This is a genomic window from Thalassotalea crassostreae, from assembly GCF_001831495.1.
GTDB lineage: Bacteria > Pseudomonadota > Gammaproteobacteria > Enterobacterales > Alteromonadaceae > Thalassotalea_A > Thalassotalea_A crassostreae.
The window spans coordinates 1533939-1555301 of record NZ_CP017689.1; the positions used below are offsets into that span (position 1 = coordinate 1533939).

At 39.2% G+C, this 21363-nt stretch carries 11 protein-coding genes; 6 read left to right on the forward strand and 5 right to left on the reverse strand.

Going from position 1 to position 21363, the window contains the following annotated elements; genetic code table 11:
• Positions 1–68 precede the first annotated feature (68 nt).
• The 5 genes from LT090_RS06685 to LT090_RS06705 all read left to right on the forward strand — a co-directional run bounded on the left by LT090_RS06685 (position 69) and on the right by LT090_RS06705 (position 6071).
• Positions 69–2420 carry a right-handed parallel beta-helix repeat-containing protein gene (locus LT090_RS06685; RefSeq protein ID WP_068545164.1) on the forward strand — a complete coding sequence of 784 codons (2352 nt, stop codon included), beginning with the start codon at positions 69–71 and terminating at the stop codon, positions 2418–2420.
• A 129-nt stretch (positions 2421–2549) separates the two neighbouring features.
• The gene (locus tag LT090_RS06690; protein WP_089152986.1) at positions 2550–3989 is read left to right on the forward strand and encodes a sulfatase family protein; all 1440 of its coding nucleotides are present in this window, start codon (positions 2550–2552) and stop codon (positions 3987–3989) included.
• A gap of 32 nt (positions 3990–4021) precedes the next feature.
• The gene (locus LT090_RS06695; protein ID WP_068545165.1) at positions 4022–5059 is read left to right on the forward strand and encodes a glycoside hydrolase family 18 protein; all 1038 of its coding nucleotides are present in this window, start codon (positions 4022–4024) and stop codon (positions 5057–5059) included.
• Positions 5060–5386: 327 nt separating this feature from the next.
• On the forward strand, positions 5387–5731 hold the full coding sequence (locus LT090_RS06700) for a hypothetical protein (RefSeq protein WP_157726593.1): 345 nt from the start codon (positions 5387–5389) through the stop codon (positions 5729–5731).
• 10 nt (positions 5732–5741) lie between these two features.
• Positions 5742–6071 carry a hypothetical protein gene (locus LT090_RS06705; RefSeq protein ID WP_068545167.1) on the forward strand — a complete coding sequence of 110 codons (330 nt, stop codon included), beginning with the start codon at positions 5742–5744 and terminating at the stop codon, positions 6069–6071.
• Positions 6072–6784: 713 nt separating this feature from the next.
• Here the strand turns inward: LT090_RS06705 and LT090_RS06715 are convergent.
• Complete coding sequence (locus LT090_RS06715) at positions 6785–11005, reverse strand: CBM96 family carbohydrate-binding protein (RefSeq protein ID WP_068545169.1); 4221 nt, start codon at positions 11003–11005, stop codon at positions 6785–6787.
• 19 nt (positions 11006–11024) lie between these two features.
• Entirely contained in the window at positions 11025–12857 is a 1833-nt protein-coding gene (locus LT090_RS06720) for an arylsulfatase (protein WP_068545170.1), read from the reverse strand.
• Positions 12858–13225: 368 nt separating this feature from the next.
• Here LT090_RS06720 and LT090_RS06725 point away from each other — a divergent pair, with 368 nt between their 5' ends.
• On the forward strand, positions 13226–14806 hold the full coding sequence (locus LT090_RS06725) for an alpha-L-fucosidase (protein WP_226996529.1): 1581 nt from the start codon (positions 13226–13228) through the stop codon (positions 14804–14806).
• An 85-nt stretch (positions 14807–14891) separates the two neighbouring features.
• On the opposite strand, the gene LT090_RS06730 is transcribed toward LT090_RS06725, so the two are convergent.
• From LT090_RS06730 to LT090_RS06740, 3 genes are all read right to left on the reverse strand, one after another.
• Positions 14892–17144 (reverse strand): right-handed parallel beta-helix repeat-containing protein, encoded by a 2253-nt coding sequence (locus LT090_RS06730; RefSeq protein ID WP_068545171.1) that lies wholly within the window; start codon positions 17142–17144, stop codon positions 14892–14894.
• 135 nt (positions 17145–17279) lie between these two features.
• Positions 17280–18920, reverse strand: a complete 1641-nt coding sequence (locus LT090_RS06735; protein WP_068545172.1) for an alpha-L-fucosidase — start codon at positions 18918–18920, stop codon at positions 17280–17282.
• A 10-nt stretch (positions 18921–18930) separates the two neighbouring features.
• A complete protein-coding gene (locus LT090_RS06740; RefSeq protein WP_068545173.1) occupies positions 18931–20601 on the reverse strand; it encodes a sulfatase family protein in 1671 nt (556 codons plus the stop codon).
• Positions 20602–21363: the final 762 nt, after the last annotated feature.

Below are 21363 nucleotides of genomic sequence, written 5' to 3' on the forward strand. Positions count from 1 at the left end.
TTAAAGAAGAGTTTTGAACACTAGAAGCTCTTAAACAAAACGTAAAACAAGAACTATTTGGAAAACTTATGATTAAAAAATATTTCAATCAAAGCGCATTAGCACTGGCAACATGTTGCACTTTGGCATTATCAGCTTGTGGTGAACAACAAACCGAGCAAACTGTTGCTCAACAATCAAGCCAGAAACAAAGTCAAACGCTTGAATTTTATGTTTCTCCACAAGGGCTAGCAGGAAATGGCGGTACGCAAGGAGCCCCTTTTGCAAGTATTGCGCAAGCCCGTGATGCTATTCGTGCATTAGATGACTCTCAGCGCAGTCAAGATATTGTCGTTTGGTTAGCCGGCGGCACTTATACATTGTCGGAAACTCTAATCTTAAATCGTCAAGACGGTGGTCAAGGTGATTCATTTGTAAATTACCGTGCAGTTCCTGGTGAGACCCCTGTGATTTCAAGTGGTAAAGCCGTTGAAGGTTGGGCAAAACTAGAAGGTGAGTTAGAAGGTCTGCCAGAAATTGCCCAGGGTAATATTTGGGTTGCCGATGTTACTCGTGAAGACTACGGCCGTTTTACTGCCGTGTTTGCTGGCGATAAACGCTTAGCCCGAGCACGAAGCGATCGTTTTGATGGGATTAAACCTACCGGTTATGAAATAGCTGATTCGCGTAACGTTATGCATAAGAAAGATCGTCATTTATTGCGTGAAATTCGTTATGTGGAAGGTGCACCAATTCGTGATTGGAAAAACCTTGACGATATCGAAGTGTTTTTTAACCCTGTTCCTTGGGCAATGAACTTCATCCCACTAGAATCTATCAATTTAGACGAGCAATTACTGACGTTAAAATTTGAAGCTAATGCGCCTGCGTTTTCGCAAAATGGCCCATGGGCGGTGATTGAGAATGCCGTTGATTTTATTGACGAAGCAGGCGAGTGGGCTCACAACAGTAATACCGGTAAATTGTACTATTGGCCACACGATAACCAAAAACCACACGATATAACAATTCCACAGTTAAAAGAGTTAGTACGTGTAGAGGGCGACATTGATTATGACGGTCCGGTTGATCAACCGGTTAAAAATATCGCATTTGAAGGTTTAACCTTTACTCAAGGTAAACGCTCAACGTGGCATAAAGACCATAAAGGTTGGGGCATACAACACGACTGGGATTCTTTTGATACTGGTAACGCTATGCTACGCTTTCGTGGTGCTGAAAATATGCAAGTAATTGGCAGTCACTTTACCAACTCTGCAGGTTCAGCCATTCGTTTAGATTTGCATGCACAAAACATAACCATTAAAGATAATTTAATTGATTATGTTGGTCATATGGGCATTTTATTAGCGGGCTACGGTCCAGGTACTAAAGACGTTAACCACAGCAATACAATTACCAATAATATTATTCATCATGTTGGCGAAATCATTTGGCATGGACATGGGGTATTTGCATGGCAAAGTGGTAACAATACGATTTCAAATAACTGGATCCACCACGTACCTCGCAAAGCCATAGGTGTAGCCGGCACTCGTGTGCAAATCTTGATGAAAAAGCATGAAGATTTTGACGAAGCTGCACAAACTATCCGCTGGAACGAAATCGACTTAGATGTTGAATGGACAGAAGATGCACAAGAGCACTTTATGCCGTATCTACACAGCCGCAATAACGTCATTGAAAACAATAAAGTTACTAAAACATTATTACGTTTGCATGATGGCGCCTCTATTAATATTTCTGGCGCAGGTACCGGAAACATTATTCGTCATAACTACATTTATGACGTTGACTATATTGGTACCCGTACAGATGATTGGCAGCGCGGTACGATAACGACACAAAACATCATTGAAAATGCTGGAACTGGTATTGTTCATAAAGATTACAACCATATTACCAATAACATCTTTATCAATACCAATGGTGAAGCGATTCGTATGCGTGCATTCCCGCGTCAATGGTTTAAGCCTGAGTCTGAAATTCAAAATAACATCTTCACTAAGGGCAGAAGACCGCCTTATGGAGCACGTGATTTATGGAATACCTCTGAATTTTTCGCCACTAAAAAAGGCACAAAGAAAATACCTTATGAGTATTTATTAGATAATAATACTTACGCATTTAAGGGCGCTGATGAGTTCTTGAAAAAACATCAAAAGCACGGCGTAGAGTTAAACTCAATTACAACAGAACAACAACAGTTTGTTGATGTTGCTAATAAAGATTATCGTTTAGTAGATAACGCAGAAGCACTCAAATCAGGCTTTATACCGTTCGATGTAAACTTAGACTCTTTTGGTATTACTAAAGATTATCCTGAGCATTTATTAAAGCTTGATAGAGATACTATGCAGTGGGGCGGAGAAACATTGCTTCACGGTGGTCTTGAGGATGTGCAAAAAAACGTTCATTAGAATGAGCTAAATAAATCGGTATTAGTAGTAAAAATAAAGGCGGTAACTTGAATAAGATTACTGCCTTTTTTATTTCCAACAAATTAGCAATTTTCCTTAAACAATAATGGCAAAATAGCAGGACTTTTAATGATAAAAACAATAATGGCACTAACGGCTTTAGCAATGACAAGTTCGGCTTTAGCGCAGGCTGAAAAAGTGCAACCTGAAAAAATGCTGCCTAACATCGTGCTAATGATGGCCGATGATTTAGGCTATGGCGATACCGGTTTTAACGGTAATGAAATCATTAAAACACCGTCGCTCGATTTAATGGCAAAACAAGGCGCGGTAATGACTAACTTCCATGCTGGTGGACCGGTCTGTTCGCCTACCAGAGGTACGTACTTAACCGGGCGTCATTATTTTCGCTATGGTATTTATACCGCCAATGTTGGTCACCTGCCCAAGCAAGAGATTACTATTTCTGAAATATTAAAAGAGAAAGGCTTTAACACCGGACACTTTGGAAAATGGCACTTAGGCACGCTTAGTGAAACGGTTTCTGCCAAAGGACCAAAACGTAAGCCTAAAGAAAATTATTCGCCGCCGTCATGGCATGGTTATGATACTTCATTTGTGACTGAGTCTGCGGTATCCACCTGGGATCCAACAAAGGGTGTACGTGCTAAGAATAACCCATTTTATCTAGATGGCCAGCCTTTAGATCCTAACGACCCAACTTTGCAAGGCGGAGCCTCTAAAGTGGTAATGGATAAAGCACTAGCCCACATTAACGAGTCAGTCAGTCAAAACAAACCTTTCTTTACCGTGATTTGGTTTCATGCTCCGCATAAGCCAGTTGTTGCTGGACCAGAATATTTAAAAATGTATCAAGGCCACGGAAGAGCGGCGCATTACTATGGCGTAGTCACTGAAATGGATGAGCAAATAGGGCGCTTGCGCGAAACTCTTGCCGCTCTCGGTGTTAGTGACAATACCTTAATCACCTTTACTAGTGATAATGGCCCCGAAGGCAAAAAGCAGACTCAGGGTAATGCCGGATCAACAAATGGCTTAAAAGGGCGAAAACGCGCTTTGTATGAAGGCGGCGTAAGAGTACCTACACTGGCATTGTGGCCTGGTCACATTGAAGCTAACTCAGTCATTACTGAGCCAACGTCTACCTTAGATTACCTGCCAACAATAGCACAATTGGTTGACTATCAAATTCCAGATAACAGACCAATTGATGGGACGAGTTTACTGCCCTTGTTTCAACCTCAAGCCGGGCACAAGTCATTTGTGCGTAATGAGCCTATCCCATTTCGTACTAAAAAAGCTTTTGCATTAATAGACGGAAATTATAAATTAGTCAGCACTTTGACACCCAAACCGACTATTCAGCTATTTGATATTGAAAATGATCCACAAGAAAAGAATGACCTAGCAGCGGCTAATCCAGAGCGGGTAAGTGCTATGTATAAAGCGTTGGTAAAATTCAATGAATCGGCAAAACATAGTCAGCAAGGAGGGGATTATGCTGATGAAACCTTTACCCCAGTTGGCAAATGGATTCCGCTAAAATAACCTTTTAATAATAAAAACGAAATGAGAAACTTATGAAAACCCAAGTATTACTGGTCTTACTATTTACATTATCTTGTTTTAACGTACAGGCAAAAAAACAAGACTCTTTACCTCTTACTGCTTTTTGGTTTAATGGCGGCTGGGAGCACTACGAGCCAGAAGCCCTAGAGTATTTAGATGAAATTATTATTTTCGCAGTAGCACCACAACCTGAAACGGGTGGCATAAATATCATTTCTGTTGATGAAAAATCGGGGAATGTGAATTACAGACGTCGCAGCGGTATTGGCCTGACAACTGAAATGATAAACACAATTGTCGCTGACGCTAAAAAATACAAAGTTAAAACAACCCTTGGTATTAATGGCATGGGTAAAAAAGAAACGTATTTTAATCAGCTTGTGCGCAATAATAAGCAGGACGAATTTGCTAAAAACATTCGTGACCTATGCATTAAGCATGGTATTATTGGTGTTGACGTTGATTATGAGCATCCGAGTAGTGATGAAGATGTAGAGCTTCTAGCTAAAATTTTTATCGCCTTAAATAAATATTTAAAACCTGAGGGCATACACGTTTCAGGTGCTTTTGGTGTTAAGCGCGAACACACCCGTAAGTTTCTAGAAAAATACCACACGCTTTTAGATCAAATAAATATCATGAACTACACCAATACAGTTGCGCAATTTAAAAGTGGTTTAACTGATTTAGTTACTAAGCATAAGGTGCCTAAAGAAAAGGTTTTCGGTGGCTTTGCATTTTATGGCAAGGAAATTAAAAAGCGTGAAGGAACAGAAAGGGCGTCAATAGATTATCGCGATCTCGTTAAAATAATCGATGTTAAAGATACAGAAGATATGTTTAAAGTTCCTGCTCCTGATGATCCAGACTACTTGATGACCTTTAAATACAACAACAGCAATCAAAGCGTCGAAGCAAAAATGCAGTTCTTGAAAGATAACGGTTACGGCGGAGCCATGATATGGGCATTAAACCACGATGTATCGGTATCTAACCCTAAGTCACGTATACGCTTCTTCCGCAGTGTCACAGGGGAAAGGGCGTTGTAATTTAAGCAGCGAGTTCACACGCAGAAATAGAAAAACACACCGTCTTTGCGTCCTGTTTTGAACGGGAATTCATTATGTTTTAAGGTGACTCTATTTTCAAGCCGATTATCTAACTTGGAACTGTTAAAGCACTAGATAAATGACCTAATCTAGTGCTTCTATATATTATGGGTTTACATCTTCTTAATATTCATTAGGATAGAATTAAGTAAGCGGATGTTCTACTTCCGCTTTGAGCGATAACCAGCCACTCAGATATGGAGAGTACGTAAGTTGAAAGGGGTAGCTTTAATCTTAATTCTTCCGTTTTTATATAGCTGTGTACAAGTGAGTACAACTGTATCAATGGCTGGTGATAATGGTACTTGGTTTTTATACGTGAACGAACCCACTAGTGAGTTTGAATTTTCAAAGCATGGATTAGGCTTTGGAAACATCTATGAAAGATACCGCATGAAACTTCCTGACAAAATTGGTACTTTTGATTCTAATGATATTGTATTGACTATGAGGTCTGAGAAAGGTTATTCAGAGGTCATTTCTCTATCGGGTGGTATGGTGAAAATAATTGATTGCTCCGCTGAGATTGAATTACTCTCTAACAATGAAAGTATGTCATTCAACGGAAAATACAAAATCCCTGCTGTTGCATGCCATAATGCAAGCAGTTAATTAGGGCGACATGAGCGACAACAGTATGAATAAATCAGCCTTATTAATTGCCACTGTTTTAACGATTGCTATTAGTGTGTGGGCTGTGGATGTATACTCCGATAGGACTAAGCAAGTGATTACTAAAACATCAGTAATTTTTTACGATGATTGGCGGTGTGAGTATTCATGTGATTCCGATAGAGCTCAGCAGTTTTTATTAACCCCTAACCAAACGCTTGATGTATTGCGAATTCAATACGAAAAAGATTTCATGGTTATCAAAGTTGAGCATGAAGACAAAACAGGTTGGATAATTTATGATAGTCACCAAGTCGATTTAGTTGATAAAAAGACTTAGTAGACGACAAACAGAAGTAGATGAGTAAAAGAAATGGATAAACTTTTATACTTAATTCCTTTATTAATAATGTGTTCTATACCAGCAATTATTCATGCTTCTTTAATTAAAAGTCGACAGGGGCTGTTATTAAAGATACTTGTTACTCTCGCCGTTTTCTCCGTACTAATTATTACATTCCAAATGTTAGCTCAATTCGTTGAACATCAAGTTTTTATGGCGTGTTTCGATGGCGACATCAATTCGTGTGATAACTGGGTTTTTAGTATTAGTGATGCATTTTTTCAATACAGCTTGTTTCTAGCAATACTGATTTCTTTAACGCTTTCCATTTGGTTTTATAAAATAAACAGGATGAAAAACAACAAGAATATTTCAAGCTGATTCTATCATTGCTGACTGTCGGCGAATGGCACAAAACAGCCGTAGAAACATCTTAATAATTTTGCCACATCGTGCTTCAGGAGGTCCCTCACCTCGCTCAGACTCGTGGGGGATGACGGCGCTTATTTTCTACTGCTTGTGGCACTTTTCAGACCCTCACCCTAGTTTAGTCTTTATGTAAAAAATTACTTAAAGACAGCTTCTATTATATGACGGCGTATTTTCTCTACTTCTGGTTGTGGCATTTAATTGCCGTTCTAGTCACCTTTAAACTTAAGTAAATCCCACCCTAATATGGGTGGGATGAAGGTTTTACTTTTCTGCTAATATTATTGCTTCGTTGCTGTTGTAACTTTATAAGTTTTGAAAAACCTAATTGATAATAAAAACATTAAACACGTTATGCCAACGCTACCACCAGAACCTGATTCTTCTTTTTCCGCTACAGGTTGTTCGTCGGAGTTGTCGGTATTGTCGCTGTCAGAGTTATCATTGTCAGAGTTATCGCCTGAACCGTCGTTATCTGAATCATCAGTATTGTCATCAGGATCTGTTGAATCTGTAGGATCAGTTGGGTCGATTGGTTCTGAATTAGATGAGTCTTTAGCTCTAGGATTTGTTCCTGCCAAGTACTCTTCTATGTTTGAGACATTATCTTCGTCAGCATCCGCGTTAGCATCGTTAACTCTAGGATCTAAGTCATAAGTAACTTCCCAGTCGTCGCTCATCCCATCATTATCGGTATCTGCTGGCGTTGCGTCTGTGCTGTTGTCATCATTAGGGTTACTGCCTTGATTGTACTCGGCAATGTTAGTAACAGTGTCTGTGTCTAAATCGTCACTGCTATCATTGCTACCAACTTCTAGGCCATAAAATGCTTCCCAACTATCGCTCATGTTGTCACTGTCGCTATCGGCTAAGCCAACATCTTGTATTTGTGTGTTGTTTGACTCTTGCTCGGCTTCATCGATTGCACGTACAACGTATTCGTAGGATTGGCCTGCAGTTAAAGTCGTATCGGTGAACCATGCATCTGTAATAGCCAGTGGCTCATTGTTTAGCGGGAATTTATATTCATCTTCATGATGATCACGGCGATAAACGTTATAGCCAATAACATCGTTTTCCGTTACCACGCTCCAGTTTAAGGTAACGCTTCTTAAGCCATTACGAGCAATCAAGTTTTTCACTGATTGTGGGGCAGGGTCACCGATTTGCTCTTGCGAAACAATAATTAGCTCGGGTCCTATTTCTTCATTGGCTGCTTGCTCTGCTTCCATAGAGTCGATTAGCTTTTTATTACCACAACCTGAAGACGCGTGTGCTTTTAAGGCGATAACAATTTCATTTTGATTCGCAACTAAGCCTTCGGTGATATCAAAGTCTCCCCAGCTGCCTTCATAAATCTTATCAACAAAGGCTATTTCGTTATCAACGCCTTCAACAGGAATGAGACCATCATCTACTGCATCGTTGTATGTTAATGAGTCAATAGCAGCAGTGTTAGAGACGATATATGCGCCGGTTTCGTTTGATGTACCTGCTTGATTGTTACGTCTTACTCGTAATGTCGCTTTTTTAATGCTGCCTTCAATATTTGCTAAATCAAATTTAAAGTAGGCAACACGCAAACTTGACGAGCTGTCAGCATCAGGTGTACATAACTTTAATCCTTCTGCGTCAGCAAAACTGTTTGCAGCACTGCCTTCATCAATGTAGGTGTCAGCACTAGGTTCTAACACGGTGGTTACTTCTTCGGCAGGAATAGCAACGGTAAAATCCCACACTGCGCCAGTTTCTATTTGGTTGTCAGTTAAAATGGTATCTACACGCCAAAAATAATTACTGTTTGCCGCTAACTCTGGCGGTGAACAAATATTTTTTAAATGGGTAAAGCCTTCTTCGAGTGCCGGTAAATTATTTATATCTTTACCTTGAGCAACAGCATCATCACCTTCATAACGACAAATTTCACTCAGTTGATTTTTATCCGTGCCTAAGTAAACAATGTGACCAACTGCACCTTGTGCAGGTAACCACATCAAATCAGCTTCAACTTTAGCGCTTTGCGTATGTAATCTAGGCACTGGTGAGCTAGCAAGAGTTTGGTAACGGTAACCTGGGATCCAATATTCTAGCGCATTGGCACTGTCATATTCATAAGCACCTAAGTCTTGAGCGACACCTGCTATTGGATCATCAAGTGTTAATTGGCTATTAATCGCCAGGCCAACATTAGGAACTGCGGTGCCATTCATATTAATAACAGGAATGCTAACCGGTATACCTTGGTCAATAATTTCAGTGGCGGTTGCTTTAGGTCGAAAATCAAAGTTTTCAGGGTCTCTAAGTCTAGATGCTGCAGTATCACTTGCTGAACGAGGGGTAAACTCGCCGCGAGTAATATCGCCTTTAGTTGTGTCTAGGTTTGGTTTGGTCGAAACAATACCGAAACCATTCCAGTTAGCTGCCATGTTTTCAGGCTTAACCAATAAAGGCACGGCTAAATGAGGATCTGAAGAGAGGCCACTTGAAAGGTTATTGTAAACATAGCTATTTTCATTTTCTTCAGGATGAATTAAACCGTTTTCATCGACATCTGGTTCGCCGTCACCCTTGCCATCTATGCCGTCATTATCAACCCAAGTCGTTGATGAAATTTTAAACATAGTTTTGCTTGATTGATGTGGAAATACGGTAGTGTTATTGCTAACCGTATGGAAATCACCCTTAATATTACCGTGAGCAGCCACATTCATCGCCACTTGGTGATGATCTATCCCACCGACACCGTCATTACCATCCCAACGACCTAAACCTTTTAGTGCATCAACAGCCCAAATATGGTGGCGCTCAGTGCCATTACTTGCACCTTGTTCAAAGTTGCCCCCTTTACATTGAAAGGCAGTACCATCTTGCTGAAAGTAACCAAAACTAGAAACGTGGCTCCAAGAAATATCTACCAAAGCATGCTTTACCATTACTTTAGAGCCATTGGTATGCATGGTATTACGAGTAAAAGTTGAGTCACAGTTACTATTCATAAATACCATCATTTGCGCTAAACCTGTGTAACTAAAATGATGAAATAAGTTATTAACCACATGATTGTCACGCATCGAACAACCACTACTGCCATCGAGCTTAATCATCGCATCACTGTGTGCAAATTCATTATTACGAATTTGAATATGCGAACCATCTAGGATCATTGCTCCTTCACCTGCGTCCGAGCCTGCTTTGTCGCCTTTGGTTAAATTATCTTCGCCTTTATAGCTATGCAAACCAAGCATGCGAGGATACCAAGAAGGATACATAAACTGACTGTTTTCAATGGTTAAATAATCACATTCGTTTTCACATTTTATTGTCGTGCCAAAAAATTGTAAGCCCTTTAATGTGATGTGATCACTGCCGTTTAAATCCATTGCCCAAGACTGAGTTTTACCACGGATATCTTTGCCTGTTGGATTTTGTTCATCTTCAGGCCAGAGCCAAACTTCGTTGGTGTTAGCATCAAAATACCACTCACCGGGTTGATCTAGGGCATTTTTATGTTCAACTAAAAAGTAACCAACGTTTTGATCGTGTGGGTCAACAACAGAGCGGTGGGTAATTGTATTTGAACCAGCTGAGTGACCGTTTGCTTCAATAGGTCGTGAGAATTGTGTTTCAGAATGATAGTTAAGAATGAGAGAGCCACCTGACAAATTTAATTCATTACCACCTTGGTCTTGAGCGGGAAGGGCTGCTAAGTCATGATAAACAGGGTTATTTTCAAGATGATGCAGGTTATAACCAAGGTCTTTCGAGGTTAACACGCTTGAATCATAATCCGCTGATTTTTGTGCAACCCAGCTATTTTTCATAAAGCCCCAAGTACCACCCATATCCCACCAAGAATTATCTATTGGTGTACGGTTATCAGATTTAAATTTAATCTCTTTGGTAGGGTGACCAGTGCCTCTGTCGTAGTTTGGCCAGCGGGCAGGGATCATCATTTTGTAATTGCCATCGGCATTACTATCATTTACCCATAATTGCCAAATACCTTTTACTTTACTGCCATCTTCGCTGTCGGTTGCCCCGTCAAAGGCATCAATTAAACTTTTATCTAAGGTCGTTTTATAACAGTGATTTGCACAATTTGGATGGCCAGCATCCGTTAGAGGAGTCCAAACTTCACCGCCAATGTCCGCAAGTAAGCGCGAGCCGTCAATTACAGCTATTTCGCCATTGTAATTTGAAATCGTAATAGGTTGGCCAGGTAGGCCGCTAACACCAGAAAAATCGACATATTCATGATAACGACCTTCACGTAAATATATAGTATCGCCAGGCGCTGCAATATTTAATGCCTGTTGAATAGTTGCTAAGGGTTGTTCTATGCTACCTGTCTTTGAATCATCACCACTATTAGCAACAAAGATATCAGCCGCTTGAACATTGATACTAAATTGCAGCATGAAAAATGCAGGCAAAATAGTTAGTAAACAGCCTTTGCGTTCACTAGCGAAACTATATAGAAAACTTTTATAACGATTTAGCACAGGTAAATCCTTTCATTTATTATTTTAATTTTTCAACGGATACATAATAGGCACCTAATTCATCGCTATTTTCATTAATAAACGTAGCAACTAGCTTATTTTTTCCCTTGTTTAGTTTAACGGTAAAGCGAACATATTTATCAGTCGGTGACACATCGGTTTGCTGTGATTCACCACCTATCATCATGTTAGCTTTAAGGGCATGAAAAGCTTCACCTTTAGTTTCTCTAAAAGCTCTTTGTCCCGTTGAAGGAGGTGCTGCAGGCATACCTTTGATAATTTCTAAGTCTACCTCTGGCGGCCAACGGCGAAGTTCAAAGCTATACATACCTTCTGTTTCAACATTGATATACCAATAGCCTTTGTGTTTGCCGTCTTTTTCGCGAATAGCTCGCCTTATTTGACTTTGTTGCCAAGGCACTTGCGCATTATCACCTAACCAATCATGACTCGTTAATTGCACTGGATTAGCTTGAGCATTGCCTATAGGTATAGCGGTAGGCTCGCCAAAGTTATGGCTAATGTCTTGCCACCAATTGTCATACTCAGCTCTTAACTTATTAACCGTTTCTACATGTTTAGCTGAAATATCATTTGATTGGCTTGGATCCGCTTTTATATCATAAAGTTCTTTGCCATTGATTAGCCGCCACTTATCAGTCATTACCGCACTCTTTCGCCATTTTTTAGGGTGTAGAACTCGTTGTGAATCAGTAATTAGCGTGCGAGATGGCCATGACTCTATGTTTGGATTTTTTAATAGTGGCGTAATAGAGATACCGTCAAAGTTAACGTTCGCAGGTTTTGAATTGCTTAAGCTTAATAAGGTAGGTACAACATCGACCATGGAAGTAATACGGTCGACGCTGGTATTATGGGCTAAATTGCCTTGCGGCCAATGGATAAAAAATGGTACCCGATGACCACCATCATATTCACTATTTTTAGCACCTCGCATATTGGCATTAAATACCTTATGCCCTGTTGATGTACCGTTATCTGTAGTGAAAATAAATATGGTGTTGTTAGTAAGGTTTTCTTTATCTAAATAGCGGCGTATCTTGGCCACATTGTCATCAATATTTGTGATCATGCCAAAGAAGTGCTGCTCTTTTATCGAGATATTTTCATCTGCGTACATCTTGGCGTATTTTTCTGGCGCATGCATTGGACCGTGTGGAGCGTTCGCGCTAATGAAGGTGAAAAATGGCGTGTCTGATTGTTTTACTGATTCAATATAATCAATCGCTTCATTAAACAATACGTCGGTAACAAAGCCTGTAGCTGACTCTTTTACACCATTTCTTGAAAAAACGTCATCAAAGTAGGCGTTGTCCCAATGATCAGGTGTTTGCCCGACTCCGCCTGCACCATGGTAGTAAGCCATATCAAAACCTCTGTCTTGAGGACGATATGGATAATTGTCACCTAAATGCCATTTACCAAACATAGCGGTTTGATAGCCATTGTCTTTAAGTAAATTAGCTAAAGTTTGTTCATTGGCTCTTAATATTGAACGACCCATAATTGTGTGCCAAACACCGGTTCTATTATTCCATCTGCCGGTTAATAGTCCAGCTCGGGTAGGTGAACAGGTAGGTGCAACGTGATAATTAGTTAAGCTAACACTTTCTTTGGCAAGAGTATCTATAGCTGGCGTTTTGACTATTGGATTGCCATGAATCGACAAATCTCCATAACCTTGGTCGTCTGTTAACACCAACACAATATTAGGTTTTTTATTATTGGCAGGTTGTTTAGAACCAGCCTTAATTTTGTTGTCACAAGCGGTTAAAGCCACTGCAATAATAAGCATTACCGATAATTGGGATAAGTTATTTTTTATCTTCATTGTAAATTACTTATAGAGTGTTTAGTATAAATTATGTTCACCTAGGTTAGGTTGTTAATAAGCCTTAGTCAAGTGCGTTTTAAAGTAATTTTATACCAATATAAGCAATGTTAATGTCTTGTTGTTTAGGTTTATTGGTGTTCTAGGTAATTGCGATTTGATATTTAGATAATTCTTTACTTAATCTTGTTAGGTGTATATTTTGTAAATAATGTTCACTTGTGTTTCGTTGGCGAAATATTCACTTTTGTTAACTTGCAATCAAATAAAGCATACATGAGAACGAAAACTAAAAACTAAAAACTAAAAACTAAAAACTAAAAACTTAAGCGTCAAGAATATCTTGAGCCAATTTTGTGAGAAAAACTATGATCGATCCTGTTAATCAAAGTGTTAAGAGCATGTTCAAAGTAACAGCCTTAACAGCAGCATTATTAACCTGTGTGTTGCCTAACACTGTTTTAGCTAAAGAATATGAACCTACATGGGAATCTCTCGATAGTAGAGAAACACCACAGTGGTTTGGTGATGCAAAATTTGGCATTTTTATCCATTGGGGGCTTTATTCAGTACCGGCATTCTCAACCCGTGGTAGTTACTCAGAATGGTATTGGCACGCTAAGGATGGCGATCAAACGGGTAAGCATGCAGCAGCAACGAGCCGTTCAGCAGATGTGCAGGCGTTTCATAATAAGCATTATGGCGAAGATTTTGAGTACGCAGATTTTCGCAAAGATTTTAAAGCGGAATTATTTGATCCAGCTCAGTGGGCAAAAGTGTTTAAACGCTCTGGTGCTAAGTATGTCGTATTAACATCGAAACATCACGACGGATACACTTTGTTCCCATCAAAAGAAGCGAGTGAATCTTTCGGTATGGCATGGAATAGTGTCGACTCTGGTCCTAAGCGTGACTTAACCGGTGACTTAACTAAAGCGGTTCGTGATGAAGGGTTAAAGATGGGGTTGTACTATTCTATCTGGGATTGGTTCAATCCTTATTGGCCAGAAGAAGATCAACCTACAACCGGTGCTAAACGCAAAGCGGGGGTACCTGATGAAAGTAGAGAAAAATACATTAAGGAAGTCATGTACCCGCAGTTTAAACAAATCGTGAATGATTATCAGCCAGCGGTCATTTTCTCTGACGGCGATTGGTGGATGGACGACGAAAAATGGCAAACTAAGCCGATGCTGGCTTGGCTTTATAATAATGCGCCAAATAAAGATGAAGTGGTTATCAATGACCGTTGGGGCAAAGTACGAGGCAAACATGGCGGCTATATGACTACCGAGTATGGCTCTGGTTTTGAAGATCCAAATATTTTATGGGAAGAAAATCGCGGTATTGGTAAATCATTTGGTTTAAACCGTATTGAAACCTACGACGATTATAACTCATCACAGCTGTTAACTTTTATGCTAGTAGATATCGTATCGAGAGGTGGTAACTTTCTGTTAGATATTGGCCCTACTGCCGATGGCCGTATTCCGGTAATTATGGAAGATCGTTTAATCGAAGTCGGTAAATGGTTAGAAGTTAATGGTGAAGCTATTTATGGTACCAAACGGTGGGCTGTCGATGCACAGTGGACTGAAGGCGAGCGCATTAAGTACACCAAGAAAGATTTCCATCACGGTGTTCCAGATCCAATCTTTGAAATGAGCATTATGCCTCGACCTGGTCAATCTGTTAAAGAGCTATACTTCACTCGCAAAGACGATACCTTATACGCTTTCATGCCTAAATGGCCAGGTGACAAACTTACGGTGAAAAATGTGAAGTTGTCAAAGGGCTCTACAATTGTAATGTTAGGTAGCGATAAAACCGTTGAATGGCAGCAAAAAGGCAATAATATTGAAGTTGATTTATCAAGCTTTGGTATTAATGATGTTACGAATGTCTATATGAATACTTTGAAAATCAGCGAGGCCACAGCACTTAAATAGGTTGTCTAAGTAAATAAATTTTAAAATTTAAAGCACTGCTAATAGTCTTAGCAGTGCTTTTTTGTATCGCGGAAAAGTCTTAAAGCTACCGTGTACCGACTTGTCTACCTTCAAGGCCAGCTTGTTTTATATCGAAACTAAACCCAGCAGGGTTTAGTTTCGCATCAATACTGTAATCCCCAGTTTTGGCATTGGCAAACCCCGGGTCATGGTTAAGTTGTAGATTATTTTTCGACACGAATGTTTTCATTTGATCTTCAATTCCGTTTGCAGCAAATTTAGCCAGTGGGACATCTGGGTTATAAAATATATTATCTTGCCCATAACTTACGCCTTTACGTTTTTCTTCATCACTCATGTTAAGCCACGCGATGAACGTAGGGTATTTGCGGTGTGGAAGGCTTTCGATTTTATTTATAAATTTATTCGATATTTTTTGCCATGATTGCTTCATTGCCTCGTTATAAACTTTCTGGAATGAAAACTTAGAGTTGCGAATCGGCGATGGACTATTAATCATGATATTGCGGTTGACTTGATTGTGATGGCCTGAATTTATATTAACTGGAGCTTCTACACCAACAAAAAGATTATCCTCAACACGTATGCCCATGCTGTGATTGTCTATATAGACACCATGACGTTTATTAGGAATGTTATGGAAGTAATTTTTACGAATTATACTGCCACGTTGTTCAGGCACCTTGGTATTATAGATATAGAGCGCACCGCCATCGAACTTGTGGTATTTTACAACATCAAATATCTCATTGTATTCAATAATATTATCGTTGCCACCTTTAATGCGAATTGCAAAGTGTGGGCCATCGTTAATTTTATTGTGGGCAACAAGGTTACCAACACCTTGAAGGTAAATTGCCGGAATTTGAGAGCGTTGATCCCAGCCAAAATTGTGAATGTGATTATAATGAACAACATTATTAGAGTGCTCAAGTGTTTTCAAATTACCACCGTTAACTCTCACACCATAGCCACCAATGCTATAAATTTCGTTACCTTGGACTAGGTTATTATTACCTTTTACGTCAACCCCGCCTTTTACAAAGTTGGTAATGGTATTGTTAATAATTTCAATGCCTGAGGAGTTGATAAATTCGGCAAATAAGTTGCGGCCAGTATCAAAGGTGAGATTTTCAAATCTAACATAATTCACTTCTTTAGCGCTTATAGCAGGTTTATTTAATGAAGAAATGACAATAGCTTGCTGTTCAAAACTAGCTGGCGGGTACAAATAGAGTAGATTGGTGTTACGATCAATAAAATATTCACCCGATTGGTCGAGCTCTTCTGCAACGTTATCGAAGAAAAAATGTGAAGCCTTTAATTTATCGCCCACGCCTGTTAAAGCCGCCCCCAATTCTAAGGTGAACTGCTTTTTTTCTACATCAATGTTGCGTAGCCGGTTATAAGTCCACTCCCAACTAGACGACACAACACCATCAATGAATATATTACCGGTGTTGTACCAATGCTTCATTCTGTCAAATTCAACCTCTACAGTACCACCACCATTCATAAGTTGGTGCGAGTGCTGCCAGCCTTTTTTAATGGCTTTTTTTGATAATGCACGTTTACCAATGCCTTTATCAATGACTTTGTTATAAGAAGCAAAGCCGCGAAAATCATCTCTGTCAAGATCGAGTCCCTGCATACGTTTAGTTACTTTAAGAGTCGTATTTGGTGCATTATGATTTGGCCAACGAGCCAATGACATACGGTGACCACCAATGGTAAGCATAGCGGGTGGCACACGGTTTTCAGGCTCTAAGCCCCAAGCGTGAGAAGTGAGCTTTCCTAAGTCATTAACACCTTGTTGTTTAAGGTTGATAACTTTAATGTGAGCCGCGGCGTTAGGGTCGACTAAACGTTGTGCGAACTCTGAATCGCGGGCGAGCGGATAAAATGCATTGGGGTCGAGTAGTGTACCACCAAAGAAGCGAGCCTTAACCCCCTTAAGCGCACGATAAACTATAGGAGAGTCAGTCGTGCCAGAATCCTGCTCTGTAAGCGTTAACCCTTCTAAGTGAAGATAATCACCTGCGCCAACTAGAACCTCGAATGAACCTTTAACACCAAGATTTTTTAACTGGCGTATTTTATCGCGGGCACTCTTTAATGAGTTTAACGGTTGTTTAATCGTACCATTACCGTTTACAGTTCCGTGAGGGCTTATATGTATCACTGTGTGTTGTAATGAATCTGTTGAGGCGGTTGAATCTGCATAGCGGCCATTAGAGGCGTTATCAGTGTTTGTGCCACATGCTGTTAATAACCATATTGGTATTGTTAAAAAGGAAGAAATTAGTGCGGTTTTCATCTTTGTTTCATCAAGTTTTGGAGTGTACCTTTTCGTTAATCGTTACTGCTAAAAATATAGTGCTTGATAATACGGTTTCACTTAAAGTAAAAAGGCACAATGCCTAATGCCATTGTGCCTTTTGATTGGGATAGTTTACTTATCAGCGTTGACGACTTTAATTTCGTCTTCTGGCTCTAATGTGATCTTTTTAAGTTTTTTCAACTTAACGATATTTTCTTTATCTGGTTCCGTTACGATTAAATCGCCAGCGACTTCAATTTTAAAAGCATGAGCAAACTCACCGTCATAGCCTTGTGGGAATTGAATGTGCAAACCATTGTTATCTCTTGACCATTTCACAGTCTTATCACTATCAAGCAAACTAACATTGGTTATTTTGTTATTGCTTGAAATATTATAATCATTGTTTAATGTTTTAATCGTTAACTTTTTACTTTCTGGCGTACCAAGCACCATCGCATAAAGGTTATTGTCTTTTTGGGTGAAGCGAATATCGTCACTACCTAAAATACGGTAATCCCAAGCGTAAATGGTTTTTCCTTTCTTAAGCTTTTTGTAGATTAAATGCTTACCTTCACCAAACACAGAGTAACGACGTGTGCCGTAAATTGCTTCACCATTAGCATCTAACCAACGACCAATGCCTTTGGTAATTTCAAGTTCGCCCTCTGGGATTGAACCATCACCTTTTGGTGTTAATGACATTAAATAAATACCGCCACGAGACACGTTATCGATTAAGAAATCAACGTGAAAATCTGCTCCGTCACGGTAAGTTTTATTATTTACGTATGACCAAGGGTAGCCAATTGCTCTATCTGTAAGGTAGTAACCTTCAATATGCTCAGGCATATCTCGACCGCCTTCAAAAGAGCGCAGACCTACATTTTCAGGAAAGTTAAATTTACCGGCGTGTTTATTCGCTAATACAACTTCTTGCTTTCGTTTTTCTGCTTCGTTATAAAAATAACTTAAACTATTTAAAACCGTATTTTCCGACGGGTGATCACTTTTCATTGCTTGACGTAAGCCGTCAAACCAAAGTAGATCAGGTTGGTAATTGTCAACAATTTCGTGAACTTTCTTTTCCCAGTCTTTATCAAATTGCTTTAATACATCTTTATCTTTACGGTCCCAGAAAAAATCACTGTATTCCGGATTAGACATGTCCCAGTTTTTAGCTTCATCTTTAGAGTCTTTTGGTAAGAATTTAGTTTTCCAACCTGGCGAGCGACCATGGTGCATAGTTGCAACTAATTTCATATCTGGATATTCGCGAATCGCTTCGGCAATTTCGCCGTAAACGTCACGTTTAGGCCCCATTTTTTTTGAATTCCAACGACTTACTTTTGAATCCCACAGTAAAAAACCGTCATGGTGAACGACACTTATGCCACCAAATTTAGCGCCGGCATTGTGCATAACTGCTGCCCAATTTTTTGCATCGAATTTTGGCGCCGTGAATTTTTTAATTAGATCGGTATAGCCAACTTTATCTAAGTCACCATATTTTTCTTTATGGTAGCTGTACGCGCCTTTGACGTCTCTTTTATGACTATATAAATTAGGCGCGTAATCGGGGCCACCGTGAGCTGGCACAGAGTAAACACCCCAGTGAGTATAAATACCAAACTTAGCATCGACTACCCATTCTGGTAATGGTTTTTCAGATAAAGAATCCCAGTTTGCATCATAGTTTTGAGCACTAGCATTAAATGAAGCAAGTTGAGCTGATACTAGTAAAGTCGCTAGTGTTAATTTAGATAATTTCATCCAATTTGTCCTATTTGGTTTCTATAGACGTTGATTTAGAGTTCTTGTTTTTTTTGTCTTTCTTATTTTTTCTGTTTTTATCTTTATTTTTTTTACTCTTGTCTTTTTCTGACTTTTCAGAGGCTTGCCAGTCAACGTATTTTCTTTGCATTCGTGAATCCAAATGGCTTAACTTTTCTTCCCAGGCTAGGCTGCGATCAAACATTTTACCAAAGGCTGGGTAGTTACCCGTACTAACGGTTTCTGTTTGCCACTTAACAACACCAGCGTCAAACTTTTCACGCATCATTTTTAATTGCTTTGCATACTCAGGGTTATTTAATTGATTTACCATTTCATGTTGGTCTTTGCTAAGGTCATACAATTCTTCAGCTGGTTCCATACCGTGTGAAAAAGGCCAGTAGATATATTTGTATTTGTCAGTGACTACGGTAAGTGAGTGCGTTGGAGAGCTTCCCCACGCATTGATTAGCATGACATTGTCTTGAACTTTTTGATCTGGATTCTTAAGCAGAGGCAGTAAACTTTTACCGTCAACATTGCTCGGTGTTTTAACACCTGAAAGTTCAAATATTGTCGGTGCCATATCTAAGTTACTGGTAACACTTTGAACTCTATTATTTTTTCCTAATGAAGGTAAGCGTGGATCGTAAACAACCATAGGGGTACGAGATGGCTCTTCGTAAGGCAGAACTTTACCACTCATGTTATGCGCGCCAAGACTGTAACCATTGTCACTTAAAAATAGGATCACGGTGTTATCTGATAAACCTTGTTGCTCAAGTGCTTCAGTGATCATACCTACAGCTTGATCAACGCCATATACTAATTGGTGATATTTTCGCATATTAGTCTGAAACTTTTCAGGAACGAAATCTTTCATAGTGCGGTACTGACGACCACCTTTCGCTTGTTCAGGTATATGTTTTGCGCCATTCTCACCAAAGTTCTTTGGCTCTTCCCAAACGGTGTCAGCGTAGACGTGGTCATATGCTGGATCCGGTGTAAATGCTTTATGCGGTGCTTTAAAACTTACTGATAAAAGAAAAGGCTTATCTGTTTTTTTCGCTTGTTCTATAAAGTCTATCGATGCTGCGCCAACAGCTTTTGTTGTATGAGGATATTGTTTAGCAAACTTTGCTACAGACTTGTTTTTCGCCGTTGCGTAGTTTCCTTGCGACGGCCAGCCATACCAAACATCAAAATCGTTAATAGGTAAATCGTCGTCCTTCTTATAAGAGCTACCTTTTTCAACATCCTTTACGGCAAAACCAAATTTACCTACAAAACCAGTAAAGTAGCCAGCATCACGTAAAAGTACCTGATAAGACTGCTGCCATTTTTCAGGTGCTAGCGGTCCATGGGTAAAGTTGGCACCAGTTTTATATTCATACATGCCGGTAAAAACTTGCGCTCTACTCGCCATACAAATAGATGTGGTGTCATAGGCTCTATCGAAAATAACCCCACGCTCTGCTAATGCGTCAATATTCGGTGTTTTAACTTGATGGTTACCAGAGTAGCCAACGGAATGATAACTTTGATCATCAGTTAATAATAATATGATATTTGGTCGCTCAGCTTTATCAGCTGTTTTGACCTCAGCAGCTTCAAGTCCGAACGAGCTTACTGCTAACAACGGGAGTAACAACTTTTGTATTTTGTGGTATTGCTTTTTCATAATACTCATCTGCTCTTATATATTTTAAAATTACATTTATTCATTATGTAACTTATAATCAACGAATAAGTGTTTATTGTAAATAGTATTCCTTGTAAAGAGTTTGTAAATTGTTATTAAAGGCAATTGCAAATAAGTTGTAAATCTCTGCAAAAAGAGTTACCACGTAGTATTTATGTTCATGTATTAAGAATAATTTGCATGCAAGTGCCTATTATTTAGCCTTCCGCTTTATCTAACTAATAGAACCCTTGTTTCTGTTGCCATGCTCAATCAAGAATACAAACTTCCTTTAATCAGACGTTTACAAACGTTAAACGCCATTTATAAAGTGCTTTTTTTGGCGTATGAACAGTTTTTTCGTTGGGTTTTAAACTAATCAAAAGTAAGGGGGAAGAGTGAAATATAGACAACGGCTGTATACAAATACCGCAGCTAACAATAAATTGATTATTTACTGTTGATTTGGAATTACTGTTGTTGCTTAAATATGGCTCTTTACAAAAAACTTACATATGGAGTGATTAAGGGTTGACTACTTATCAACCAAGTGCTAAAAATATAATTACAAAGTGAATATTATAAGAAAAAAACACTTTAAGAGTTATTTTATTTCGTTTGCCAAATTGTTATTAACGTGAATTTAACATCTTTTTAACAAGGGGGCAGCAGGGACTTAACAATGATTTAAAGCATTGTATAGTGATTTGTATAGATATAAGCAATGGTTTTTTACCTATAAAATTATTAGGTTAAGCTGTG